Consider the following 20,869-nt stretch of genomic DNA (forward strand, 5'->3'; position numbering starts at 1 on the left):
GATATGGGCCGCAACCCATGCGATAGGCCTGGAACCTGGCCCCGGCAGAAGACAATCACAGATTGCCGGTCAAAGCAAGAACATTACGAGAACAAGGCAATCGCCATGGTTGCAGCCGGATTGAGCCCGGTTGAAAAGGCGGAACATGGTTAATACGAACTGAAAACTGCCTACTTGCGCCGCTTCCCCTCGACCGCGTCCCAGAATAGGCTGGCGATGTCGGCGCCGCCAAAGCGCTGCACCTCGCGCACGCCGGTCGGCGAGGTCACGTTGATCTCGGTCATGTAGTCGCCGATGACGTCGATGCCGACCAGGATGAAGCCGCGTTCCCTGAGCGACGGGCCTATGCGGGCGCAGATCTCGCGCTCGCGCTCGGTCAGTTCGGTCTTTTCAGCGCGGCCGCCGACATGCATGTTGGAGCGGGAATCGTGCTCGGCCGGAACGCGGTTGATGGCTCCGACCGGCTCGCCGTCGATCAGGATGATGCGCTTGTCGCCCTTGCGCACGTCCTTGAGATAGCGCTGCACGATATAGGGCTCGCGGAACATCTGGCCGAACATTTCGAGCAGCGAGGCGAGGTTGCGGTCGGCCTCGTGCAGATGGAAGATGCCGGCGCCGCCATTGCCGTAGAGCGGCTTGACGATGATGTCGCCGAACTCCTTGCGGAAGGCTGCGACTTCCTGGCTGTCCTTGGTGATCAGCGTGTCCGGCATCAGGTCGGCAAACTCGGTGACGAAGATCTTTTCCGGGCTGTTGCGCACCCAGGCCGGGTCGTTGACCACCAGCGTCTTCGGGTGGATGCGCTCGAGGATATGCGTGGTGGTGATGTAGTTCATGTCGAAGGGCGGATCCTGGCGCAGCAGGACCACGTCCATCTCCGACAGATCGGTGCGCACCTTCTCGCCCAACGAGTAATGGCTGCCCTTCTCGTCGCGCACCTGCAATTCCTCGATGCGCGCAAACACCTTGCCGTCGCGCAGCGACAGCCGGTCGGGCGTGTAGTGGAACAATTGATGGCCGCGCCTCTGCGCTTCCAGCGACAGCGCGAACGAAGTGTCGCCGGCGATCGACACGGTGGAGATATGGTCCATCTGGACGGCGATTTTCAGCTTCATGGCGGGTCCCCAGCGCAGTCGACGAGAGCGATATAAGGGTCGCCGCGCCTTCTGCCAATCGCGACGTCTGAAGAACGGCAACGGCAGGACGCAACCCCCGCCAGCCCGATCGCGACAAGGCAAGCGGCCGCGTCATCGTTTTCTTAAGCCTTGCCGTACAAGAATAAGCCTCGAATACCCCAACGGCAGGCGCCGGATGGGGGTCCTCGATGGAACAACGACCATGAACGCGCTCACCGCCATCCGCGCCGCCGCGACCGACCAGCTTGAACTCACCATCCTGATGCCGTGCCTCAACGAGGCCGAGACGCTGGCCGTTTGCATCGGCAAGGCCAGGGCCTTCCTCGACAAGGCCGGCATCCTGGGTGAGGTGCTGATATCAGACAATGGCAGCACCGATGGCTCGCAGGAGATCGCGGCCCAGGGCGGCGCCCGTGTCGTTCCGGTGGCGCAGAAGGGCTATGGCGCGGCCCTGCTGGGCGGCATCGCCGCCGCCAGGGGACGCTTCATCATCATGGGCGATGCCGACGACAGCTACGATTTCGGCGCGCTGGATGCCTTCATGACGCGCCTGCGCGACGGCGCCGACCTGGTCATGGGCAATCGCTTCCAGGGCGGCATCGAAACCGGCGCCATGCCGCCGCTGCATCGTTATCTCGGCAATCCGGTGCTGAGCTTCGTCGGCCGCCTGTTTTTCCGCATCAAGACCGGGGACTTCCACTGCGGCCTACGCGGCTTCAACGCCGAGAGCATCCGCAAGCTCGACCTGCAGACGACCGGCATGGAATTCGCCAGCGAAATGGTGGTGCGCAGCGCGCTTGCCGGGCTGCGCATCGAGGAAGTGCCGACCACGCTCAAGCCCGACGGCCGCAGCCGGCCCCCGCATCTCAGGACCTGGCGTGACGGCTGGCGGCATCTCAAATTCCTGCTCGTCTACAATCCGCGCTGGATGTTCTTCATCCCGGGCGCGGCGCTGTGCGGCCTGGGCACGCTGTTCGCGGCCCTTCTGGTGTTTGGACCGCTGCGGGTGATCGACAATCTTTCGCTCGACCTCAACACTTTCGTCGCCGCCTGCTTCATGATCATCACCGGCATCCAGCTCATCACCTTCGGCGCCATATCGCGATACTATGCCGAGATCACCGGCATCCTGCCGCGCAGCCGCGGGTCCGACTGGCTGAGAAGGACCATCAGCACCGACCGTCTTGCCGCCAATGCCGGCATCTGCTTTGCCGGCGGTGTCCTGTTCTTCGGCTATGCGGTGCTGCGCTGGGCGCATCTCGGCTTCGGCCCGCTGAACGATTCCGAAATCCCGCGCATCGTCGTGCTGGGCCTGAGCCTGATCGTCATTTCGTTCCAGGCCTTCTTTTCGGCATTCCTGCTCGGTGTCCTGGAGATTCCGGTCAAGCGGCTGAAAGCCGGCCAGCCCGGCGGATCAGGCGAAGCCGCCGCGCCTGCTGAAAAATGAGCCGGCTTCTACGAAAATTCGCCGCCATACGGCTTGTCCGATTTGTCATCGTCGGCATTGGCGCGGCGCTGCTGCTTTTCGTACTGTCATGGGCCTTGGTGTCGGCCGGGATGCCGCCATTCGTCGGAAGCGTCATCGCCTACATGCTGGCCTTTGTCGTGGCATATTCGGCACAGCGTGGCTGGACGTTCGAGGGACGGCACGACCACGCCCATGCGCTGCCACGGTATCTCGCCACCCAGCTGGTCTGCGCAGGGTTCGCAGGCCTGTCCGCCCATGTCGCGGTGTCGATATTTTCCGCCTCGCCGCTGATCATGTCAGCCATCATCACGATCGCCGCAAGCGCCGCGAGCTATGTGCTCTCATCGGTCTGGGTGTTTCGCGACGATCAAAGAGCCGCGTGAAGGCATTCGACGGCGGCCCGTCGACGCGATGCGACGAAGCGCAAGGCTGGTTTAAGATTTGCGCAGTGAGTTCGCGATAACTTCCGGCACGAAAAGAGCGCCCAGAGGCCGTCCCGTGACTCCTGCCAAGACCATGATCTCCGCCGAGGCCACGCCACGTCCGTCACGGTATAACGACCTCGCGCTCGTGCTCGTCGCCACGCTGGTGATGGTTGCCGTCAGCGCTCTCAGCGGATTCCGTGACTTGACCGACGCCGGCGGCGACAATGACAATCTGCTGCGCCTGGTCGAGGTTCGCGACATGCTGGCCGGCCAGGGCTGGTTCGACCTGCATCAGTACCGGATGGGTCTCGAAGGCGGCTTCGTCATGCACTGGTCGCGGTTGGTCGACGCACCGCTTGCCGCCATCGTTCTCGTAGCCTCGGCGCTGACCGGCAGCATGGCAAGGGCCGAGACAATCGCCGAGGTGCTCTGGCCGGCACTGCTCTTCTCCCTCGCTTTGCTCTTTACCGCCCGCGCGGCGCGCAGTTTCGCCGGTGCCGCCGCCGTGCTGCCGGCCGTCGTCATCGGCGCCGCGGCGCTGCATTTCATCGGCATCTTTTCGCCCGGCTCGCTCGATCATCACAATGTCCAGCTGACGCTGACCATGGCCTGCCTGAGCCTGCTGCTCGATGCACCCGTGCAGCGCTGGGCCGCGCTGCTCGCGGGCCTGTGCGCGGCGCTGATGCTGGCCGTCGGCATGGAAACGGCGCCCTACGTCGCCACCATCGGCGCGTGCATTGCCTTGCTGTTTGTCGCCGACCCCGGCGGCGAGGGGCGGATCGCCAGGGATTTCGGCCTTGGCTTTGCCGGCGTTTCAGGGCTGGTCTTCGTCACCACCATCGCCCCGTCGGCGTGGGGCCAGCCGCAATGCGATGCCTTTTCGACAGTGCAGTTCGTGGTGGCCGCGCTCGCCGGATGCGGCCTCGCCGCCGCGGCATCGCTCGATATGGCCAAAGCCACGCTCGGCCGGCGTCTCGTGGCACTCGGCCTGCTTGGCGTGGTGCTTGCCGCTGTCGTGGTGTCGCTTTTCCCGCAATGCCTGGCGGCTCCCTATGCGAACCTCGATCCGCGCCTCAGGGAATTGTGGCTCGACAACATCGAAGAGGCGCAGTCGCTGTACAAGCTTGTCATCTACAATCGGGTCGCGGTGGTAGAGCGTTTTGCCACGCCACTGGTGGCGATCCTGCTGATGGCGCTTGGCCTCGGTCGTGGCGGCTCGCGGCGGCAGGACAGCCTGGTTGGCGCGCTGCTGGTGGTGGCGTTCCTGGTCAGTGCCTGGCAAGTGCGCGGCTCGACCTTCTCCATTGCCCTGGCGGTGATCCCGCTTTGCGCCTGGATCGCCAAATGGCGGCAGCGGGCCGAAGCCAGCCCGTCGCGCGGCTCCGCGCTCAGGGTGGCCGCGGCCTGGCTGGTTTCGGTCAATGCACTCTGGGCGTGCGCGGCCGTGGCTGCGTCAAGCGCCTTCGAAACCAGTGCGGCCGTCAACGGCGCCAGTGTCAATGGGAACTGCCAAGGCAAGACCTCGTTTGCGGCGCTCAGCCAGCTGCCGGACACCGCCGTGCTCGCTATTTCCAATCTCGGATCGCCCATCCTGGCCTATTCCGGACATCGCGTTTTCGCCGGGCCGTATCATCGCAACGTCGCGGGAAACCTGCTTGCACTCGATACCTTCCTCGGATCGGACGCCGATGCCAGGTCGGTGGTCGAAAGCCACCATGTCGGGCTTGTCGCGCTCTGCCGTGGCAACCCGGAAACCCGCCTGCTCGTCGGCAGGGCGCCTGACGGATTCCTGGCCAGGCTGGCGCGCGGCGACGTGCCGGACTGGCTGGAGCCGGTGGCGGAGACGGGCAGGCCCCTGCTTGAGCTCTATCGCGTCAAGCTTGGCGGCTGAAAATCACCGCGAAAACAAGGGTTTGACGCTCAGCTTAGCCGGCTTTCCCTGGGCGTCCGGCTCTTTGCCGCGACAACATCGCCGGGGAAACCGGATTGCGTTTTCCGGATCGTGTCCCGGCCGCAAAAAAATCGATTTTCGAGATACGTTTCCTAAAGGGTTTGCTGCCAGTCTCCGATATAAATTCCGACGTCAAAAACAGGGACACCGATGCAAACTCCGTTTGGCACCGGTCAGGCAAACAGGGAGAGCACGGATCTGGCCTTCACCGATCCGTTGACCGGGCTTGGCAACCATCGCCGCTTCTTCGACAAGGTCGATCGCCTGATCAGCGACCGCGCCGATGATCCCGCGCCTTTCACCGTCGGCATTCTCGACCTCGACGGCTTCAAGCCGATCAACGATCTGTTCGGCCACAAGGCCGGCGACGACATCCTGATCCAGGTCGCCATGCGGCTGCGCGCCTCGATGGACGGCCATTCGACGGTCTGCCGCATCGGCGCCGACGAATTCGCCTTCCTCTATCCGCTGGTGTTCTCCGAGGAAGCGGCGGCGGAAAAATCCCGCATGCTGATCGAGATCCTGTCGGCGCCATACGATGTCGGCGAACGCACCGCCAGGCTGTCGGCCTCGGTCGGCTGCTCGCTGTTTTATTCCGGCGACGAGACCACCGAGATCCTCATCAACAAGGCCGAAACCGCGCTCTACCACGCCAAGCGCTCCGGCCGTGGCCGGGTCGTCGTCTACACCCGCGAGATGGAAGAGGCGGCCAAGCGCGTCACCCGCATCGAGCAGGCTCTGCGCCGCGCCGTCTCGGCCGGCGAGGTGGAGCCGCATTTCCAACCTATCGTCGACCTCACCACGCGCCGCACCATCGGCTTCGAGACGCTGGCGCGCTGGACCGATCGGGACCTCGGCGCCGTGCCGCCGACCGTCTTCATCCCCATCGCCGAAGAGCGCGGCATCATCGGCCCGCTGTCGCAGCTCGTGCTGCGCAAGGCGACCGAGGCGGCCAGAAACTGGCCGAGCGACCTGTTCCTGTCCTTCAACCTGTCGCCCTCGCAGCTCGTCGACCAGAACACCGGCCTGCACATATTGGCGATCCTCGACCGCACCGGCTTTGATCCGCGCCGCCTCGAGATCGAGATTACCGAGACCGGCCTGATGAACGACCCGGCCTCGGCCGCGCAGATCGTCGAGGATCTGCGCCGCGTCGGCATCCGCGTCTCGCTCGACGATTTCGGCACCGGCCAGTCCTCGCTCGGCCGCCTCCGCGAATTCCATTTCGACAAGCTCAAGATCGACCGCGCCTTCGTCTCCTCCATTCTCGACGACCGCCCGTCCGAACACATCATCCGCGCCATTCTCGCCATGTGCGAAGGGCTTGGCATGGACGTGGTCGCCGAAGGCATCGAAGAGGAAGCGCAGGCCGATCGCCTTGTCCAGTTCGGCTGCGCCGGCGGGCAGGGCTATCTCTTTGGCAAGCCGGTCGATGCCGACGCCACGCTCGGCTATCTCCGCGATTCCTTCCGCGGCGCCCTGCGCGCCAAGGCGATCTGACCGGCGATTTCGACGTAGTCAGCATTCCGCCGATGTCGCGGCGCGCTTCCACTGCGGCGCATTGTCGTTTTGTCCGACATGAGCCTGCAAATCCGACGTTTCGCCCTTGCCCGCGCGACTTGCGTGGCTAGGATGCGCGCCGTTCACGCCTACAGCGCCGTGCGTCCTTGGGACGCGCAAAGGACGCTGTTGCAACTTATGTTTGCGCATGATCCCTATCCGAAAATCGATCCGATTTTCGGGGTCATGCGCTGGGAGACAAGAAAGATGATGCCATCGGCGGATTTTGCCGACCTCAAGGGCGCCTCGGTGCTGATCACCGGCGGCGGTTCCGGGATCGGCGCGGCGCTGACCGAGGGTTTCGTGCGCCAGGGCGCCAATGTCGCCTTCATCGACATCGCCGAGGGTCCGAGCACGCTGCTTGCCGACCGCATCGAGAAGGAATTCGGCCGGCGGCCGCTCTATCTCAAGACCGATCTGCGCGACATCGAGGCGCTGCGCGCCTCGGCGGCCAAGGCGGCACAGGCGCATGGCGATGTCACCGTGCTGATCAACAATGCCGCCTGGGACGAGCGCCACGCCGTCGAGGACGTGACGGTGGAGTTCTGGGACAACAACCAGGCGATCAACCTCAGACCACATTTCTTCACCGCGCAGGCGGTGGCGCCGGGCATGAAGCGGGCCGGGGGCGGCTCGATCATCAACTTCACCTCGACATCCTACCTCATCAACCATCCCGACATGCCGGCCTACACCGCCGCCAAGGCGGGCATCCTCGGCCTCACCAAAGGGCTGGCCGGCAAGCTCGGGCCCGACCGTATCCGCGTCAACGCCGTCGCGCCCGGCTGGGTGATCACCGAGCGGCAGCAGGAACGCTGGGTGACCGAAGGGGCGCTTGCAGCCCATGTCGCCAAGCAGTGCATCAAGGAGGTCATGCGCCCGGACGACATGGTCGGCACGGTGCTGTTCCTGGCCTCGGATGCCTCGCGCATGCTGACCGCGCAGATGCTGATCGTCGACGGAGGTTTTCTGTGAGCCCGGAATTTGCCGGCGATATGCCGGCGGTAGCCGCGCTTGATTGGGGCACGACCCGGCTTCGCGCATGGCTGATCGACGGCAGCGGCAAGGTGCTTGCCGAGCGCCGCGGCGATGACGGCCTGATCACCGCGCGCGAAAAAGGTTTTTCGAACGTTCTGGAAGGCCATCTGGCCGCCCTGGGCGCGCCGGAAACACTGCCCGTCATCATCTGCGGCATGGCCGGCTCCCGTCAGGGCTGGATCGAGGCGCCCTATGTGAGCGTGCCGGCGCCGATCGGCGCCATCCTCGGCGGTGCCGCCCGCGTGGCTGATCAGAAACGCGACATCCGCATCGTGCCGGGCCTTGCCCAGCGCCTGGCCGATGCGCCCGATGTCATGCGCGGTGAGGAAACACAGCTTGCCGGCGCCGGTTTGCCGCCGAAGGGGCGGCATCTCGCCTGCATGCCTGGCACCCATTCGAAATGGGTGCTGGTCGAGGACGGCGCGGTTGCCGGCTTCGGCACATGGCCGACCGGCGAGTTGTTCTCGGTGCTTTCAGCGCATTCCATCCTCAAACATTCGCTGGGCGAGCATCCGGCTCCCGTCGCTGCGGGCAATCCGTTCTTCCGGCAGTGGTGCGAACGCGCGCTCGGCGAGGGCGGTGACGTCACCTCGAAGCTGTTTGCCATCCGCGCCGCCGGGCTCCTGCAGGACCTGAAGTCGGAAGATGCGGCTTCCTGTCTGTCCGGGCTTCTGATCGGCGGCGAGATCGCCTCGGCGAAGCGCCGCTATGGCGCCGGCGATGCGCCCGTCGTGCTGATTGCCTCGGGCGCGCTCGCTGTGCTCTACCAGGCCGCACTCGGCTTTGCGGGGCTTGCCGTCCGCACCGTCGACGCCGATGAAGCGGTGCGCGCCGGCCTCATCGAAGCCGCGCGCGAAAACGGCATGATCGCCAGAACCGGAGCCTTGGCATGACCGAGACCGCAGCCTTTCCAAGACTCAAGCGCGGGCTGGTCGCCATCCTGCGCGGCCTGAAACCCACGGAGGCGATTGCCATGGGGCAGGCGCTGTTCGACGCCGGCATCGAGGCGATCGAAGTGCCGCTCAACTCGCCCCAGCCATTCTCGTCGATCGCCAGGATTGTCCAAGTGCTGCCGAAAACCGCCTTGGTCGGTGCCGGCACGGTGCTGACGGCGGCCGATGTCGACGGCCTGCACCAGGCCGGCGGGCGGCTGCTGGTCAGCCCCAACATCGATGCCGAGGTGATGGCGCGCGCCATGCACTACGGCATGGTGACCATGCCCGGCGTGTTCACGCCGACGGAAGCTTTTCAGGCGATCCGGCTGGGCGCTTCGGCCCTGAAATTCTTTCCGGCGAGCGCGCTCGGCGCATCAGGCATTTCCGCCATCCGGGCGGTGCTGCCGGCGCAGACCCTGGTCGGCGCCGTCGGCGGCGTTTCGGAGAAGGACTTTGCCGGCTACAAGGCGGTGGGCGTCTCGGTCTTCGGCCTGGGCTCCAGCCTGTTCAAACCGGGCATGAGCGTCGACGACGTCGCCGCCCGTGCGCACGCCGCCGTTGCGGCCTGGGATGCGGTGTTCGGAGAAGCATGATGAGCGCGGTTTCGATTTTTTCCGATCACATCTGCCAGCTCGGCGAAGGCCCGAGCTACGATCCCGCTACCGATGCGCTGTTCTGGTTCGACATCGTCAACGGCCAGCTTCTGGAAAAGCCGCTCACGGGCGCCCTGAAGATCCACGAGCTTGGCCAGATGGCCAGCGCCATTGCCATCATCGACGAGCAGCGCCAGCTGATCGCCACCGAGACCGGGCTTTTTGTCCGCGATGTCGCGACCGGCACGATGACGCTGCACACGCCGATCGAGGCCGATAACCCGCTCACCCGCTCCAACGATTCCCGCGTCCATCCCTGCGGTGCCTTCTGGGTCGGCACGATGGCCAAGGACGAGAGCAAGGGCGCGGGCTCGATCTACTGGTTCTCTAAGGGCGAACTGCGCCGCCTGTTTTCGGACATCACCGTGTCGAACTCGATCTGCTTTTCCGAGGACGGAACGATCGCCTACTACACCGATACCGCGACCGGCCTGTTGATGCGCGTCGGCTGCGATCCGGTGACAGGCCTGCCGGTTGGCGAACCGAAAGTGTTCGTCGACCACCGCTCGTCGAAGGGCTACGTCGACGGCTCTGTCGTCGACCGCGATGGTGTGCTGTGGAATGCCGTCTGGGGCGGCAAGGCGGTGAAGGCCTATTCGCCCGATGGCACATTGTTGCGCGAAATTCCCATGCCGGCGACGCAGGCGTCCTGTCCGGCCTTTATCGGCGCCAAGGCCGACCGGCTGGCGGTGACCTCGGCCTGGAAGGGCAAGGACGACAAGCAGCGCAAGCTCGATCCGCAGGCGGGCATGACCTTCCTCGTCGATATCCCCGTCAACGGCCGGTTCGAACCGCGCGTGCTGATCGCCTGAACACCCGCGGCAGGTAATTGTTTTCGCGGGCGTTGTCACGCAAGCGCCCGGCACGGTCGGTTTCGCGAAAGCCGATGGCAGGCGCCGTGGGATGGTAATGCATGTCGTTTCGACGCGACGCGCTCTAAGCCATCGCACCGCTGGAATCCGCCCCATCATGGCAAAGCATAAGCCGAAGCTGATCCTTGTCTACGAGCCGGAGAAGGCTTGTTTCGATCGTCTGATCGCCGACGGCTTCCCATCGCAGCGCGCCACCGAGATCTCATCCTACCTCGCGCAGTCGACGGACATCGCCCCCGAATTCGCCGCACTCGCCGCCGCCTGCGAGGCGCGGGGTCTCGCCTTTGCGCCGGTGGCGCTCGACGATGTCGCCGAGGCGCTGGAGGGTGCGGATGCGCAGAGCACGCTGGTCTGGACATTGTCCGACGGCGTCGCCTATTTCCGTGGCGGCGCGGCTCCCGCACTGGCCCGGCTCAAGGGGTTGCGGACGATCGGCGCCGATGATTCGCTGTTCGCGCTCTGCCAGGACAAGTTCCGCTCCGGTGCCGTGCTTGGCGCGCTCGGCCTGCCGGCGCCGCAGGCTGGCCTTGCCCGTGATGGCAAATGGCTGGTCGAGCCGCCGGCCTCCGCCGCCGGCTGGTTCGTCAAGCCCAACCGGCTTGGCGCCAAGATCGGCATCTGGCCGGATTCACGTGTGGCTGATCTCGGCCACGCGCTGGAGCTTAGCCGGCGGGTCTTCGCCGCCTATCGCGACGATGTCGTCGTCCAGCCCTATGTCGCCGGCCGCAATGTGCGCGCCAGCTTTCTCGCACTGACGCCGCAAACCGGTGTCGAGGCGCTCGGCGTCGCCTTTGTCGATTCCGGCGCGGATTTCCAGACCATGGCGGACAGTATGGCGCTCTACGGCGAAACCGGCGAGGCGGCGAAGGCGGCAGGATTTTATGCCGAACCAGAGCTCGTCGCCGTCGCCGATGTCCAGCCGGTCGCCGACGCCAGGATCAGAGCGATCGCCGGGCGGCTGATCGGCGGGCTCGGCCTGCGCGACGTGTTTTCCATCGACCTGCGCGTCGAGGCCGACGACACGGTTCACCTGATCGAATTCGAGGTCTGCCCCGGCCTTCCCTGCTTCGATTTCCGTGCCTACTGCCGCCGGCAATGGGGCCTGGAGCTTGCCGACGTCATGGCCGAGACGGCGGCAAGCCGATTTATCGGCGAGCGCCACGGCGGCTAGGCTCGGCCTATATCGGCCGTGCGCCGGCCATGTACCTGGCGTTGTCGAACGGCTCCGGCCGGTTGTCGGCCAGGCTCCACAATTGGCGGTCGGCGCCGGGCAGATCGCCGAGATAGACATGCAGGGCTCCGGACCGGGCGCTGCCGGTATTGGCGACCGAGTGAATGGTGCTGGAAGACATGTGCACCAGCGCGGGCGCCGAAAAATCCTGCCGCTCCGGTTCGTCGACCTTTTGGCCGGCGAGCGGGTAGATGAAATTGGTCTCGCCGCCCCAATAGATGCCGATCAGGGCGTCCATCAGATGGTTATGTGGCGGATACTGCACCCCGGGCGAGAGCGTGATGTGATAGATCGTCAGCTGCGGGCTGGCATGCAGCAAAAGCTCGTCGTCCTCCTCCTCGTGAGCCAGTCCGCCGCGCGCATGGAAGCGGTTGGTATAGTCGCTTAGCACGGCCTTGACGTCCTCGAAGGGATTGGCGCCAGCCGCCGCGTTGACGATATCCCTGATCGCGGGGTAGAGAGGGGAGTCGGCCAATAGCGGCATGCCACAGCTCCTGACTGAGATGCTCAGTGAGCATAACTAAGATGGCCAATGCGCGTCAAGGCCGACGCGAAGCGAGAGAAGCATGGGGCCGACCAAAATCACGCCATCGAAATCGGCCGCGTCCCCGGACGGGACGCCGGCGCTGTCGACGGCCGATGTGCTGCGCAGCGAACAGGCCTACGAACAGCTGAAGAGCGACATCGTCGCCTGCGTCCTGTCGCCCGGTGAAGCCTTGACCGAAAAACAGATCGAGGCGCGCTACGGCATCAAGAAGGCGACGATCCGCTCCGCACTTGCCCGACTCATGCAGGAAGGGCTGGTCAGGAGCGAGCCGCGTCGCGGCTATGTCATCACCACGCTGACCCTGCGCGATGTCAACGAGATCTTCGACGTGCGCGGCCTGGTCGAGCCGGAAGTGTTCCGGGTTGCCACCACCGGCATTACCGAGCGCGGGCTGGACGAGATCAGGCTGGCGGCGAGAAAGGTGCTGAAGCCGGAGACGCTGCGCAGCCCCGTTGCGTTCCTCGCGGCCGACCGTGCCTTCCGCCTGGCGATCGTCGAGCTTTCCGAGAATTTGCGGCTGGTACAGCTCCTCAGCCAGATCCTCGACCAGTCGGAACGGGCGCTCCATCTCGGCTTCAAGTCGCGCGATTTCATGCCGCTGATCATCGAACAGCAGAGGCAATTGCTGCAGGCCTGCGAAAAGAGCGACGTTCCCGGCATCGTGAAACTCGCCCGCTCGCAGTGCCTTGCCCTCAAGCACCAGCTGGTGGGGGCGCTGCTTGGCGGAGCCAAGCTGCGGGACGTGAACCTTCAGGACTTCGTCTGAAGCCTGTGGGCCGCGATAGGCTTCAGGCCCCTTCGACCAGCACGATCTCACCGTTGGCGACCTTCTGGCGAATGGCCACCGCTCGCTGATATTCCGGCGAGTGGTAGCAGTCATGCGCGATCGCAAGCGATTCGAATTCGATGATCACGTTGCGGGCGCGGCCAGGCCCTTCGGCCAGCTCATGGGCTCCGCCGCGCGCCAGGAATTTTGCGCCAAAACGGTCGAAGGCGAGCTTCGAAGCGGCGATATAGGCCTTGTAGCCTTCGGCATCGCGTACATCGACGCGGGCGATCCAGTATCCCTTCGGCATTGTTCTCTCCCTTGTCTACGCAGAGCGCATTTCGTCGAGGATCGCCTGCGCTGCCGCGCGGCGGTCGTTTGCCGCGACGATCGGGCGGCCCACCACAAGATGGCTGGCGCCGTTGCGGACTGCTTGCGCCGGCGTCACCACGCGTTTCTGGTCACCATGGTCGCTGCCGGCCGGCCGGATGCCGGGCGTCACCACCGCCATGTCGGGGCCGACGATGCGGCGCACCGCTTCTGCCTCCGCCGCCGAGCAGACGATGCCGCCCATGCCGGCATGCAGCGCCTGTTCCGAGCGCCTCAGCACCAGCGTGTGCGGGTCATATTCGTAGCCGACATCGATCATGTCCTGCTCGTCCATCGAGGTCAGCACGCTGACGGCGAGCAGGCAAAGGTCGCTGCCCCTGGCCGCTTCCACCGCTGCATGCATCGCCTTGGGATAGGCATGGATGGTCAGCATGGTCATGCCCATCTTGACGATGTTCTCGACGCCCTTGGCCACCGTATGGTCGATGTCGAGCAGCTTCATGTCGAGGAAGATCTTGGTTCCGCCGCTCGCCAGTTCCCTGGCGAAGTCGAGCCCGCCGGCGAAGGCCAGCTGATAGCCGATCTTGTAGAAGGAGACGACGCCGTCGAGTTCGCGCACCGCCTGCTCGGCTTCCCGCACGGTCGGCACGTCGAGGCCGACGATCAGTCTTTCCTGGATGGACTGGGCCCGGATGGATTTGGCCTGCATGGTCGTGGCGGTCACGCCTCGACCCGGGTCGACAGCATGCGCGAGGTTTCGATCAGCGTGCGGCATAAATGCTCCATCGATTTGTACAGTCTTTCGTCACGGAAATTGCCGCCTTCGTCGAAGGCGTCGCCGCCATCCGGCACCGAGCATTCCGGTGTCACCACCTCCATCTGGCAGCGTACCAGCACGGCGCGCAGATGGTTGATGCAGCGTATGCCGGCAAAACGGCCGTTGGAGGACGAGCACAGCCCGGCGACCTTGCCGGCAAGCGGCCTGACCGATCGGCCGCCATCGCGGCGCACCCGGCTCACCCAGTCGATCGTGTTCTTGAGCAGCGGCGGGATCGAGCCGTTATATTCGGGCGTGGCGATCAGCAATCCGTCATGGGCTGATATCAGACGGCCGAGTCTGGCGGCGTTTTCGGGAACGCCTTTTTCCTTCTCGAGATCCTCGTCGAGGATCGGCAAGGGATAATCGGCGAGCGAAATGCGGGTCACCTCGGCGCCTTGCACCGCAAGTTCCTTCTGCGCCACATCGGCGGTCCTGCCGCTATAGGCGCCGCTGCGCACCGAGCCGGCGAAGACGAGGATTTTCGGGATCACTGCCATTGGCCACCCTTGTTCCCGGACAGGTACAGCCAGAGGCAGCTCAAATCAACGGCTGGGTCGGTGAATAGGGGAGTAAGGCGGTAAGGCAGTAGGTCAGCAGGGAACAGTCCGGAAATTGAATCGTCATTTCCTACTCCCTTACTCCCCTCTCACTTAATGCGCTTCGCGGCGGTAGATCCACAGCTGCGTCGGCGGGATGTTGCGGAAGATGAAATCGAAATGCTTGACCGTATAGTCGCCGCGACCGGCCGGGATTGGCGACATCGGGCCATAGGTCAGCTGCACGATCGGACGGCCCGCCGGAATGCGGTCGAGCAGGCTCTCTATATAGGCGATGCGCTGGGCGACCGGGAAATTGAGCAGCGGCACGCCGGACACGACGGAATCGAAAATCATCCCGCTCCTCTCGCCAAGCGTGGCGTTGAGGTTGAAGGCGTCGCCCTCGATGACGTTGACGCCGGGATAGAGCTGGCGCAGATGGCGCACGAAATCCGCGCTGTATTCGACGGCATAGAGGTTTTCGGGCCGCACGCCCTGGGCGAGGATGGCACGGGTGATGACACCGGTGCCGGGACCGACCTCAAGCACCGGCAGGCCGGACCTGGGATTGACGATCGAGGCCATCTTGCGCGCGGTGATCGAACTGGTCGGCACGATCGAACCGACCGTCTTCGGCTTGTCGATCCAGCCCTTGAAGAATTTGAGTTCGTCGTCGAACTTCTCGGCAAGCGCCTTCCGCAGTCCGTGACCACGTGTCATGCAAGCTCTCCTCAAGGCTCCCCCGCAAAGCTACTTAACACCTGGTTGACGCAAGGCAAGGCGTTGCGAGACGCATGTCGTGGATAAGATAGATTTCGTCGCGTCTCAAAACACGGCGCGTTTCATCGATTCCCGCGCCGTTCTTGCACCATCAACGTTCGCTGAAGGACTCGAAGAAATCCTTCATGCGGGCGAAAAACCCGCTCGATTGGGGCGAATTGTCCTGCGAGGACAGCTGCTCGAACTCCTCCAGCAACTCGCGCTGGCGGCGCGACAGGTTCTGCGGCGTCTCGACAGCGGTCTGGATATAGAGGTCGCCGATATTGGGCTGGCGCAGCACCGGCATGCCCTTGCCCTTGAGGCGGAACTGGCGGCCATTCTGCGTGCCTTCGGGCACTTTCACCTTGGTCTGGGTGCCGTCCAGCGTCGTCACCTCGAAGGAGCCGCCAAGGGCCGCCGTCGTCATCGAGATCGGCACCTTGCAATAGAGATCGGCACCATCGCGCTGGAAGAATTCGTGCGGCTTCACCGCCAGGAAAATATAGAGATCGCCCGAGGGCCCGCCGCGCAGGCCGGCCTCGCCCTCATTGGCAAGGCGGATGCGGGTGCCGTCCTCGATGCCGGCCGGAATGTTGACCGACAGCGAACGCTCCTCGGTGACGCGGCCCTGGCCGGCGCATTTCGGGCACGGATCCTTGATCGTCTGGCCGCGGCCCTGGCATTGCGGGCAGGTGCGCTCGATCGAGAAGAAGCCTTGCGTCGCCCGCACCTTGCCATGGCCATGGCACATCGAGCAGGTCACCGGCTGGGTGCCGGGCTTGGCGCCGCTGCCGGAGCATTCCGAGCACGAGATCGAGGCCGGCACCCGGATCTGCGCGGTCTTTCCCGCGAAAGCCTCTTCCAGCGAGATTTCCATGTTGTAGCGCAGGTCGGCGCCGCGCTCGCGGCCGCCCGACGAGCGGCGCTGGCGCCCACCCATCATGTCGCCGAAAATATCCTCGAAGATGTCGGCGAAACCGCCGGCGCCAAAGCCTTGCGCCCCGCCATTCATGCCGCCCTGTTCGAAGGCGGCGTGGCCGAAACGGTCATAGGCCGCGCGTTTCTGCGGGTCCTTCAGCGTCTCGTAGGCTTCGTTGATTTCCTTGAACTTGTGCTCGCAGGAGTGATCGCCGGGGTTGCGGTCAGGATGGAACTGCATGGCGAGCTTGCGGAAAGCGCTCTTGAGCTCCTTCTCGTCGGCGCCCTTTTGTACGCCCAGCGTTTCGTAGAAATCAGCTTTCATTTTTTCCCGCTGTCCGGATGCTCAACGTCTTGATGCATTGTTGCGTCGTTTGCCGGCACGTCGCCTCGATTTAGGAGCGGTGCTGCCCCGATGCTAGGGCCGGCGCGAACTTGTCCGTGGTTTTCAGTGATTTTTTCGGCAGGCCCCGCACTTTTTTCAGCGAGGGTTGCAAAAAAGCCCGGCTTTACGCCGGGCTTTCCGCTTTATCTTGCCGTCAAGCGGCTCAGGCCGACTTCTTCTTGTCGTCGTCCTCGTCGATTTCCTCGAAATCGGCATCGACCACGTCGGAGTCCTTGGCGGCATCCGCCTTGGCGTCGGCTTCCGCCGCTTCCTTCTGCGAGGCCTCGTACATGGCCTGGCCGAGCTTCATCGAAGCTTCGGCGAGCGCCTGGCTCTTGGCCTCGATGTCGGCCGCGTCGTCGCCCTCGGCGGCGGTCTTCAGTGCCGCGATGGCATCGGAAATCGCCGTGCGCTCGGCTTCCGAGACCTTGTCGCCATATTCCTTCAGCGACTTCTCGGACGAATGCACCAGCGCCTCGGCCTGGTTACGGGCCTCGACCACGGCGCGCCGCTTCTTGTCGGTCTCGGCATTGGCTTCGGCGTCCTTCACCATCTTCTCGATGTCGGCGTCCGAAAGGCCACCCGAGGCCTGGATGCGGATCTGGTGCTCCTTGCCGGTGCCCTTGTCCTTGGCCGAAACGTTGACGATGCCGTTGGCGTCGATGTCGAAGGTGACCTCGATCTGCGGCACGCCGCGCGGCGCCGGCGGAATGCCGACCAGGTCGAACTGGCCGAGCGCCTTGTTGTCGGCGGCCATTTCACGCTCGCCCTGGAAGACGCGGATGGTCACGGCCGACTGCGAATCTTCAGCGGTCGAGAACACCTGGCTCTTCTTGGTCGGGATCGTCGTGTTGCGCTCGATCAGCCGGGTGAACACGCCGCCCAGCGTCTCGATGCCGAGCGACAGCGGCGTCACGTCGAGCAACAGCACGTCCTTGACGTCGCCCTGCAGCACGCCGGCCTGGATGGCGGCGCCGAGAGCAACGACCTCATCCGGGTTGACGCCCTTGTGCGGCTCCTTGCCGAAGAACTGCTTCACGATCTCCTGGATCTTGGGCATGCGGGTCATGCCGCCGACCAGGACCACTTCGTCGATCTCGCCAGCCTTCAGGCCGGCATCCTTGAGTGCTGCCTTGCACGGGTCGATGGTGCGCTGGACGAGATCCTCGACCAGGCTTTCGAACTTGGCGCGCGTCAGCTTCAGCGTCAGGTGCTTGGGCCCGGTCGCGTCGGCGGTGATGAAGGGCAGGTTGATTTCGGTCTGCGTGGTGGACGACAGCTCGATCTTGGCCTTTTCAGCCGCCTCCTTGAGGCGCTGCAAGGCGAGCTTGTCGTTCTTCAGGTCGATGCCCTGTTCCTTCTTGAACTCGGCCGCCAGATACTCGACCAGGCGCATGTCGAAATCCTCGCCGCCGAGGAAGGTGTCGCCATTGGTCGACTTCACCTCGAACACGCCGTCGCCGATTTCGAGCACCGAAATGTCGAACGTGCCGCCGCCAAGGTCATAGACGGCAATGGTCTTGCCATCCTTCTTGTCGAGGCCGTAGGCGAGCGCGGCGGCCGTCGGCTCGTTGATGATGCGCAGCACTTCGAGGCCGGCGATCTTGCCGGCGTCCTTGGTGGCCTGGCGCTGGGCGTCGTTGAAATAGGCCGGAACGGTAATGACCGCCTTCTCGACCTTCTCGCCGAGATAGGCTTCCGCCGTTTCCTTCATCTTCTGCAGGATCATGGCCGAGATCTGGCTGGGCGACTGCTTCTTGCCGCCGGCTTCGACCCAGGCATCACCATTGTCGCCCTTGACGATCTTGTAGGGGACAAGCTTCTTGTCCTTTTCCGTCACCGGATCGTCATAGCGGCGGCCGATCAGGCGCTTGACCGCGAAGATGGTGTTTTCAGGATTGGTGACCGCCTGGCGCTTGGCCGGCTGGCCGACCAGACGTTCGCCGTCGCCCGAGATGGCGACGATGGAAGGCGTCGTGCGCGCGCCTTCCGCATTCTCGATAACCTTGGGCTCCTTGCCATCCATGATGGCGATGCAGGAATTGGTGGTTCCGAGATCGATACCGATTACTTTTGCCATTTTTCTAGTCTCTCCGCTAAGCAGGCTTTCAGGACCCGTGAAGGCGTTCCGACGAAAGCCCCTGTTCACAAGAAATCCCGTCCGGCCACCGGAGTTCCGGCGTCGGACGGCTTGGCGCGTATATAAGAACACGCGACAGCGGGCGCAAGCATTCTGCGCAAGGCTTCCATGAACCTTTCCACCTCCGTCCGCGACAGAGGTCAAGGTGCCGCATGGTGCGGCCCGGAAAGGAAGCCCCCATGACCAGCAACCCAGAGACTCCCAGGTCTCCGGGAACAACAGGAACTCGGCGCGACCACCGCCTTCGGGACGGGGTCGATGCGCTGGGCTTCCTGCTGATTCCGTTGACCCTGCGTAAGAGCAGGCGTATCGTGACAATGAGGAAAGCAGACAATTCGAGCAGGGAAGAACGAGCCGGACCGCCGCGCCTTGCCCTGGTTCGCGCGGCACAGCCGGAGGCTCCTCCCGCAGACTTCGGGGGGAGTTCCATGTCTTGCGATCACGGCCCGTTCGTGTCTTATCGCGCCAGCCGTTTGCACCGCCTGATCAAGGCAACCGGCGGACTTCTTGCGATTGCCCTGACCGCCGGCCTTTGGCTTGGCGGCGTCGCCCGGGCGCAGGACACCCAGATCATCTATCCCGGCTCGATGGCGGTCACCGGATTTTCCGGCACCGTCATTCCGAACTTCGACGAAGGCCTGCCGCCCGGCGTCGATCCGGTCGACGAAACCTTCATCGACACCACGCGCGCCACCTTGCGCGTTTTCGACGTTTCGCATCTCGGCGGGCCGGCCTCGGGCCAGCTCGTCTTCACGCCGCCGCCCTTCGAGGTGACGGCCGGCCAGATCGGCCAGGTTTTCGGCCTCACCTATGATGACGGCGTGCGCGACGGGGTTCCGTCGGGCGTTCCCAATCTTTACGCCGCCGCAACCTCGCTGCACGGCATCCGCATCGTCACGCCGGACGCCGACAGTGACGGCAGGCCGGAGCGGCAGCGCCGCGGCACGGCAGGCGCCACTTTCATGGATGGCCAGTTCGGCACCGAAAACGGCGGCGGCCCGGGCACCATCTGGAAGATCGACGGCATCACCGGCCAGGTCGCCAAATTCGCCGACATCGACACCGACAGCGGTCCCGGCATCGGCAATCTCACCTTCGATCCCAACCACCGCCAGTTCTTCGCCTCGGATCTCGACACCGGCCTGATCCATCGCATCGACGCCACCGGCAGATTGATCGACACGTTCGATCATGGCGTCGCCGGGCGCCCGGCGCATGGCCTGGCTCCCGTCGCCGACGATGCCGCGGTGATGGACATTCAGGGTGCCGCCTTCGACACGGAAGACCCCGAGACCTGGGGCTACACCCAGGACGAGCGCCGCGTCTGGGCCGTCTCCTACCATGGCGGCCGGCTCTACTATTCGGTCGGCGAAAAGTCGGAAATCTGGTCGGTGGGCATTGCCCGCGACGGCGGCTTTGCCGGCGACCCGCGCTGGGAACTGACGGTCAAGGCCGACAAGGACTACGCCGTCACCGATATCGCCTTCGACGACAGTGGCTTCATGTATCTCGCCCAGCGCGGCCCGGTCGAAAACCGCTATGATTACAGCCAGTTCGCCGATTCCGGCAAAGGCGAGGTCATCCGCTACTGGCACGAGAATCCGGACGATCCGGCAACGGAATCGGTCTGGGTGGAAGTGCCGCAGGAATATGCGGTCGGCTTCCCGCAAGGCAACCGGCAGTCGGCCGGCGGCCTCGACCTGCAATATGGCTATGACGCCGACGGCAATCTCGACACCTCGGTGTGCACGCAGACGCTGGTCAACACCGGCGACAAATTGCGCGACAATCCGACGCTTGCCGAGCAGCTCTCAGCCGGCGGGCCGCTCGCCGTGCATGGCGTGCAGATCACGCCCAAGGACCTGGTCAAGCCGGCCAACGTGCCGCCCTTCGGTTCCTGGTTCGACGATTTCGACGGCTATTTCGAAGATCCCGAGGTGGAAGGCCATGTCGGCGACGTCGCCGTCTGGCACCCCTGCGAGGGCCGCGCCGGCTATTATGAAGAAATCCCGGGCGGCTATCTGCCACCCTTCTACCCGCCGGACTTCCCACCGCCCGGCAACCTGCCTCCCTGTCTCGATGTCGAGGACGTCCAGTATTACTGCACGCCTTCGGGCCTCGAGGCCGATCTCTATCTCCATGACCATGCCGGCTTCGGCGGCGATTCGATCAAGGCCCAGTCCAGGACGCCAGGCGTCGCGGTGACCTCACCCATGTCGCATGCGCCCGGCACGCCTTACACGATCGGCATCACCGGCCACTATCCGGGCGACAGAGTGGATGTTGGACTTTGCTTCTACAGGAAGTCCGACAAGGACAAGGGTGGCTACTACCCTTGCTGCAAGATGACCTTGCCGCTCCGCACCCCAGCCGTCAGCTGCGAACGTTGAGGAGGGGAA

At 64.5% G+C, this 20,869-nt stretch carries 19 protein-coding genes; 11 read left to right on the forward strand and 8 right to left on the reverse strand.

What is annotated here, in order from left to right:
• Window positions 1–170: 170 nt before the first annotated feature.
• Window positions 171–1,115, reverse strand: a complete 945-nt coding sequence (gshB, locus tag CK226_RS16200; protein WP_095773365.1) for a glutathione synthase — start codon at window positions 1,113–1,115, stop codon at window positions 171–173.
• Between the two features lie 223 nt (window positions 1,116–1,338).
• On the opposite strand from gshB, the gene CK226_RS16205 reads away from it, so the two are divergent.
• From CK226_RS16205 to CK226_RS16245, 9 genes are all read left to right on the forward strand, one after another.
• Window positions 1,339–2,583, forward strand: a complete 1,245-nt coding sequence (locus tag CK226_RS16205) for a glycosyltransferase family 2 protein (RefSeq protein WP_095792418.1) — start codon at window positions 1,339–1,341, stop codon at window positions 2,581–2,583.
• The gene (locus tag CK226_RS16210) at window positions 2,580–2,987 is read left to right on the forward strand and encodes a GtrA family protein (protein WP_095788595.1); all 408 of its coding nucleotides are present in this window, start codon (window positions 2,580–2,582) and stop codon (window positions 2,985–2,987) included. The genes CK226_RS16205 and CK226_RS16210 overlap by 4 nt, the downstream gene beginning before the upstream one ends.
• Window positions 2,988–3,120: 133 nt before the next feature.
• Complete coding sequence (locus tag CK226_RS16215) at window positions 3,121–4,920, forward strand: GtrA family protein (protein ID WP_245437762.1); 1,800 nt, start codon at window positions 3,121–3,123, stop codon at window positions 4,918–4,920.
• Between the two features lie 210 nt (window positions 4,921–5,130).
• On the forward strand, window positions 5,131–6,480 hold the full coding sequence (locus CK226_RS16220) for an EAL domain-containing protein (RefSeq protein ID WP_095773360.1): 1,350 nt from the start codon (window positions 5,131–5,133) through the stop codon (window positions 6,478–6,480).
• Window positions 6,481–6,747: 267 nt separating this feature from the next.
• The gene (locus CK226_RS16225) at window positions 6,748–7,515 is read left to right on the forward strand and encodes an SDR family oxidoreductase (RefSeq protein ID WP_095773452.1); all 768 of its coding nucleotides are present in this window, start codon (window positions 6,748–6,750) and stop codon (window positions 7,513–7,515) included.
• Window positions 7,512–8,471, forward strand: a complete 960-nt coding sequence (locus CK226_RS16230; RefSeq protein ID WP_179301063.1) for a 2-dehydro-3-deoxygalactonokinase — start codon at window positions 7,512–7,514, stop codon at window positions 8,469–8,471. The genes CK226_RS16225 and CK226_RS16230 overlap by 4 nt, the downstream gene beginning before the upstream one ends.
• Window positions 8,468–9,106, forward strand: a complete 639-nt coding sequence (locus CK226_RS16235) for a 2-dehydro-3-deoxy-6-phosphogalactonate aldolase (RefSeq protein ID WP_095792420.1) — start codon at window positions 8,468–8,470, stop codon at window positions 9,104–9,106. Before CK226_RS16230 ends, CK226_RS16235 begins: the two co-directional genes overlap by 4 nt.
• Window positions 9,103–9,978: an SMP-30/gluconolactonase/LRE family protein gene (locus tag CK226_RS16240; RefSeq protein ID WP_095792421.1), complete on the forward strand. Its 876-nt coding sequence runs from the start codon at window positions 9,103–9,105 to the stop codon at window positions 9,976–9,978. Before CK226_RS16235 ends, CK226_RS16240 begins: the two co-directional genes overlap by 4 nt.
• A gap of 157 nt (window positions 9,979–10,135) precedes the next feature.
• Window positions 10,136–11,209, forward strand: coding sequence for a D-alanine:D-lactate ligase-like protein (locus CK226_RS16245; protein WP_095792422.1), 1,074 nt, complete (start codon window positions 10,136–10,138; stop codon window positions 11,207–11,209).
• 7 nt (window positions 11,210–11,216) lie between these two features.
• On the opposite strand, the gene CK226_RS16250 is transcribed toward CK226_RS16245, so the two are convergent.
• On the reverse strand, window positions 11,217–11,753 hold the full coding sequence (locus CK226_RS16250; protein ID WP_095792423.1) for an autotransporter: 537 nt from the start codon (window positions 11,751–11,753) through the stop codon (window positions 11,217–11,219).
• An 82-nt stretch (window positions 11,754–11,835) separates the two neighbouring features.
• Between CK226_RS16250 and CK226_RS16255 the strand changes: the two genes are divergently transcribed.
• Window positions 11,836–12,582, forward strand: coding sequence for a GntR family transcriptional regulator (locus tag CK226_RS16255; RefSeq protein ID WP_095792424.1), 747 nt, complete (start codon window positions 11,836–11,838; stop codon window positions 12,580–12,582).
• Window positions 12,583–12,604: 22 nt separating this feature from the next.
• Here the strand turns inward: CK226_RS16255 and CK226_RS16260 are convergent, their stop codons facing one another.
• The 6 genes from CK226_RS16260 to dnaK form a co-directional block, all read right to left on the reverse strand.
• Window positions 12,605–12,892: a DUF1330 domain-containing protein gene (locus CK226_RS16260; protein ID WP_095792425.1), complete on the reverse strand. Its 288-nt coding sequence runs from the start codon at window positions 12,890–12,892 to the stop codon at window positions 12,605–12,607.
• 15 nt (window positions 12,893–12,907) lie between these two features.
• Window positions 12,908–13,621 carry an orotidine-5'-phosphate decarboxylase gene (gene pyrF / locus CK226_RS16265; RefSeq protein ID WP_179295957.1) on the reverse strand — a complete coding sequence of 238 codons (714 nt, stop codon included), beginning with the start codon at window positions 13,619–13,621 and terminating at the stop codon, window positions 12,908–12,910.
• Between the two features lie 11 nt (window positions 13,622–13,632).
• Window positions 13,633–14,229, reverse strand: a complete 597-nt coding sequence (locus CK226_RS16270; protein ID WP_095792426.1) for an NADPH-dependent FMN reductase — start codon at window positions 14,227–14,229, stop codon at window positions 13,633–13,635.
• A gap of 153 nt (window positions 14,230–14,382) precedes the next feature.
• Window positions 14,383–14,988: a phospholipid N-methyltransferase PmtA gene (gene pmtA, locus CK226_RS16275; protein WP_095773352.1), complete on the reverse strand. Its 606-nt coding sequence runs from the start codon at window positions 14,986–14,988 to the stop codon at window positions 14,383–14,385.
• Window positions 14,989–15,139: 151 nt separating this feature from the next.
• Window positions 15,140–16,270, reverse strand: coding sequence for a molecular chaperone DnaJ (gene dnaJ, locus CK226_RS16280; RefSeq protein WP_095773351.1), 1,131 nt, complete (start codon window positions 16,268–16,270; stop codon window positions 15,140–15,142).
• Window positions 16,271–16,493: 223 nt separating this feature from the next.
• Complete coding sequence (gene dnaK, locus CK226_RS16285) at window positions 16,494–18,410, reverse strand: molecular chaperone DnaK (protein WP_010912682.1); 1,917 nt, start codon at window positions 18,408–18,410, stop codon at window positions 16,494–16,496.
• Window positions 18,411–18,622: 212 nt separating this feature from the next.
• On the opposite strand from dnaK, the gene CK226_RS16290 reads away from it, so the two are divergent.
• On the forward strand, window positions 18,623–20,860 hold the full coding sequence (locus CK226_RS16290; RefSeq protein ID WP_095792427.1) for a hypothetical protein: 2,238 nt from the start codon (window positions 18,623–18,625) through the stop codon (window positions 20,858–20,860).
• The last annotated feature ends 9 nt before the right edge of the window (window positions 20,861–20,869 follow it).

Source organism: Mesorhizobium sp. WSM4311 (assembly GCF_002295115.1).
In the GTDB taxonomy this organism is placed as follows: Bacteria; Pseudomonadota; Alphaproteobacteria; order Rhizobiales; family Rhizobiaceae; genus Mesorhizobium.

What these genes read in the sequence shown, in the direction of transcription:
- gshB (WP_095773365.1), bottom strand. Translation starts at nt 1,115, where the DNA reads ATGAAGCTGAAAATCGCCGTCCAGATGGACCATATCTCCACCGTGTCG.
- CK226_RS16205 (WP_095792418.1), top strand. Translation starts at nt 1,339, where the DNA reads ATGAACGCGCTCACCGCCATCCGCGCCGCCGCGACCGACCAGCTTGAA.
- CK226_RS16210 (WP_095788595.1), top strand. Translation starts at nt 2,580, where the DNA reads ATGAGCCGGCTTCTACGAAAATTCGCCGCCATACGGCTTGTCCGATTT.
- CK226_RS16215 (WP_245437762.1), top strand. Translation starts at nt 3,121, where the DNA reads ATGATCTCCGCCGAGGCCACGCCACGTCCGTCACGGTATAACGACCTC.
- CK226_RS16220 (WP_095773360.1), top strand. Translation starts at nt 5,131, where the DNA reads ATGCAAACTCCGTTTGGCACCGGTCAGGCAAACAGGGAGAGCACGGAT.
- CK226_RS16225 (WP_095773452.1), top strand. Translation starts at nt 6,748, where the DNA reads ATGATGCCATCGGCGGATTTTGCCGACCTCAAGGGCGCCTCGGTGCTG.
- CK226_RS16235 (WP_095792420.1), top strand. Translation starts at nt 8,468, where the DNA reads ATGACCGAGACCGCAGCCTTTCCAAGACTCAAGCGCGGGCTGGTCGCC.
- CK226_RS16240 (WP_095792421.1), top strand. Translation starts at nt 9,103, where the DNA reads ATGATGAGCGCGGTTTCGATTTTTTCCGATCACATCTGCCAGCTCGGC.
- CK226_RS16245 (WP_095792422.1), top strand. Translation starts at nt 10,136, where the DNA reads ATGGCAAAGCATAAGCCGAAGCTGATCCTTGTCTACGAGCCGGAGAAG.
- CK226_RS16250 (WP_095792423.1), bottom strand. Translation starts at nt 11,753, where the DNA reads ATGCCGCTATTGGCCGACTCCCCTCTCTACCCCGCGATCAGGGATATC.
- CK226_RS16255 (WP_095792424.1), top strand. Translation starts at nt 11,836, where the DNA reads ATGGGGCCGACCAAAATCACGCCATCGAAATCGGCCGCGTCCCCGGAC.
- CK226_RS16260 (WP_095792425.1), bottom strand. Translation starts at nt 12,892, where the DNA reads ATGCCGAAGGGATACTGGATCGCCCGCGTCGATGTACGCGATGCCGAA.
- pyrF (WP_179295957.1), bottom strand. Translation starts at nt 13,621, where the DNA reads ATGCAGGCCAAATCCATCCGGGCCCAGTCCATCCAGGAAAGACTGATC.
- CK226_RS16270 (WP_095792426.1), bottom strand. Translation starts at nt 14,229, where the DNA reads ATGGCAGTGATCCCGAAAATCCTCGTCTTCGCCGGCTCGGTGCGCAGC.
- pmtA (WP_095773352.1), bottom strand. Translation starts at nt 14,988, where the DNA reads ATGACACGTGGTCACGGACTGCGGAAGGCGCTTGCCGAGAAGTTCGAC.
- dnaJ (WP_095773351.1), bottom strand. Translation starts at nt 16,270, where the DNA reads ATGAAAGCTGATTTCTACGAAACGCTGGGCGTACAAAAGGGCGCCGAC.
- dnaK (WP_010912682.1), bottom strand. Translation starts at nt 18,410, where the DNA reads ATGGCAAAAGTAATCGGTATCGATCTCGGAACCACCAATTCCTGCATC.
- CK226_RS16290 (WP_095792427.1), top strand. Translation starts at nt 18,623, where the DNA reads ATGGTGCGGCCCGGAAAGGAAGCCCCCATGACCAGCAACCCAGAGACT.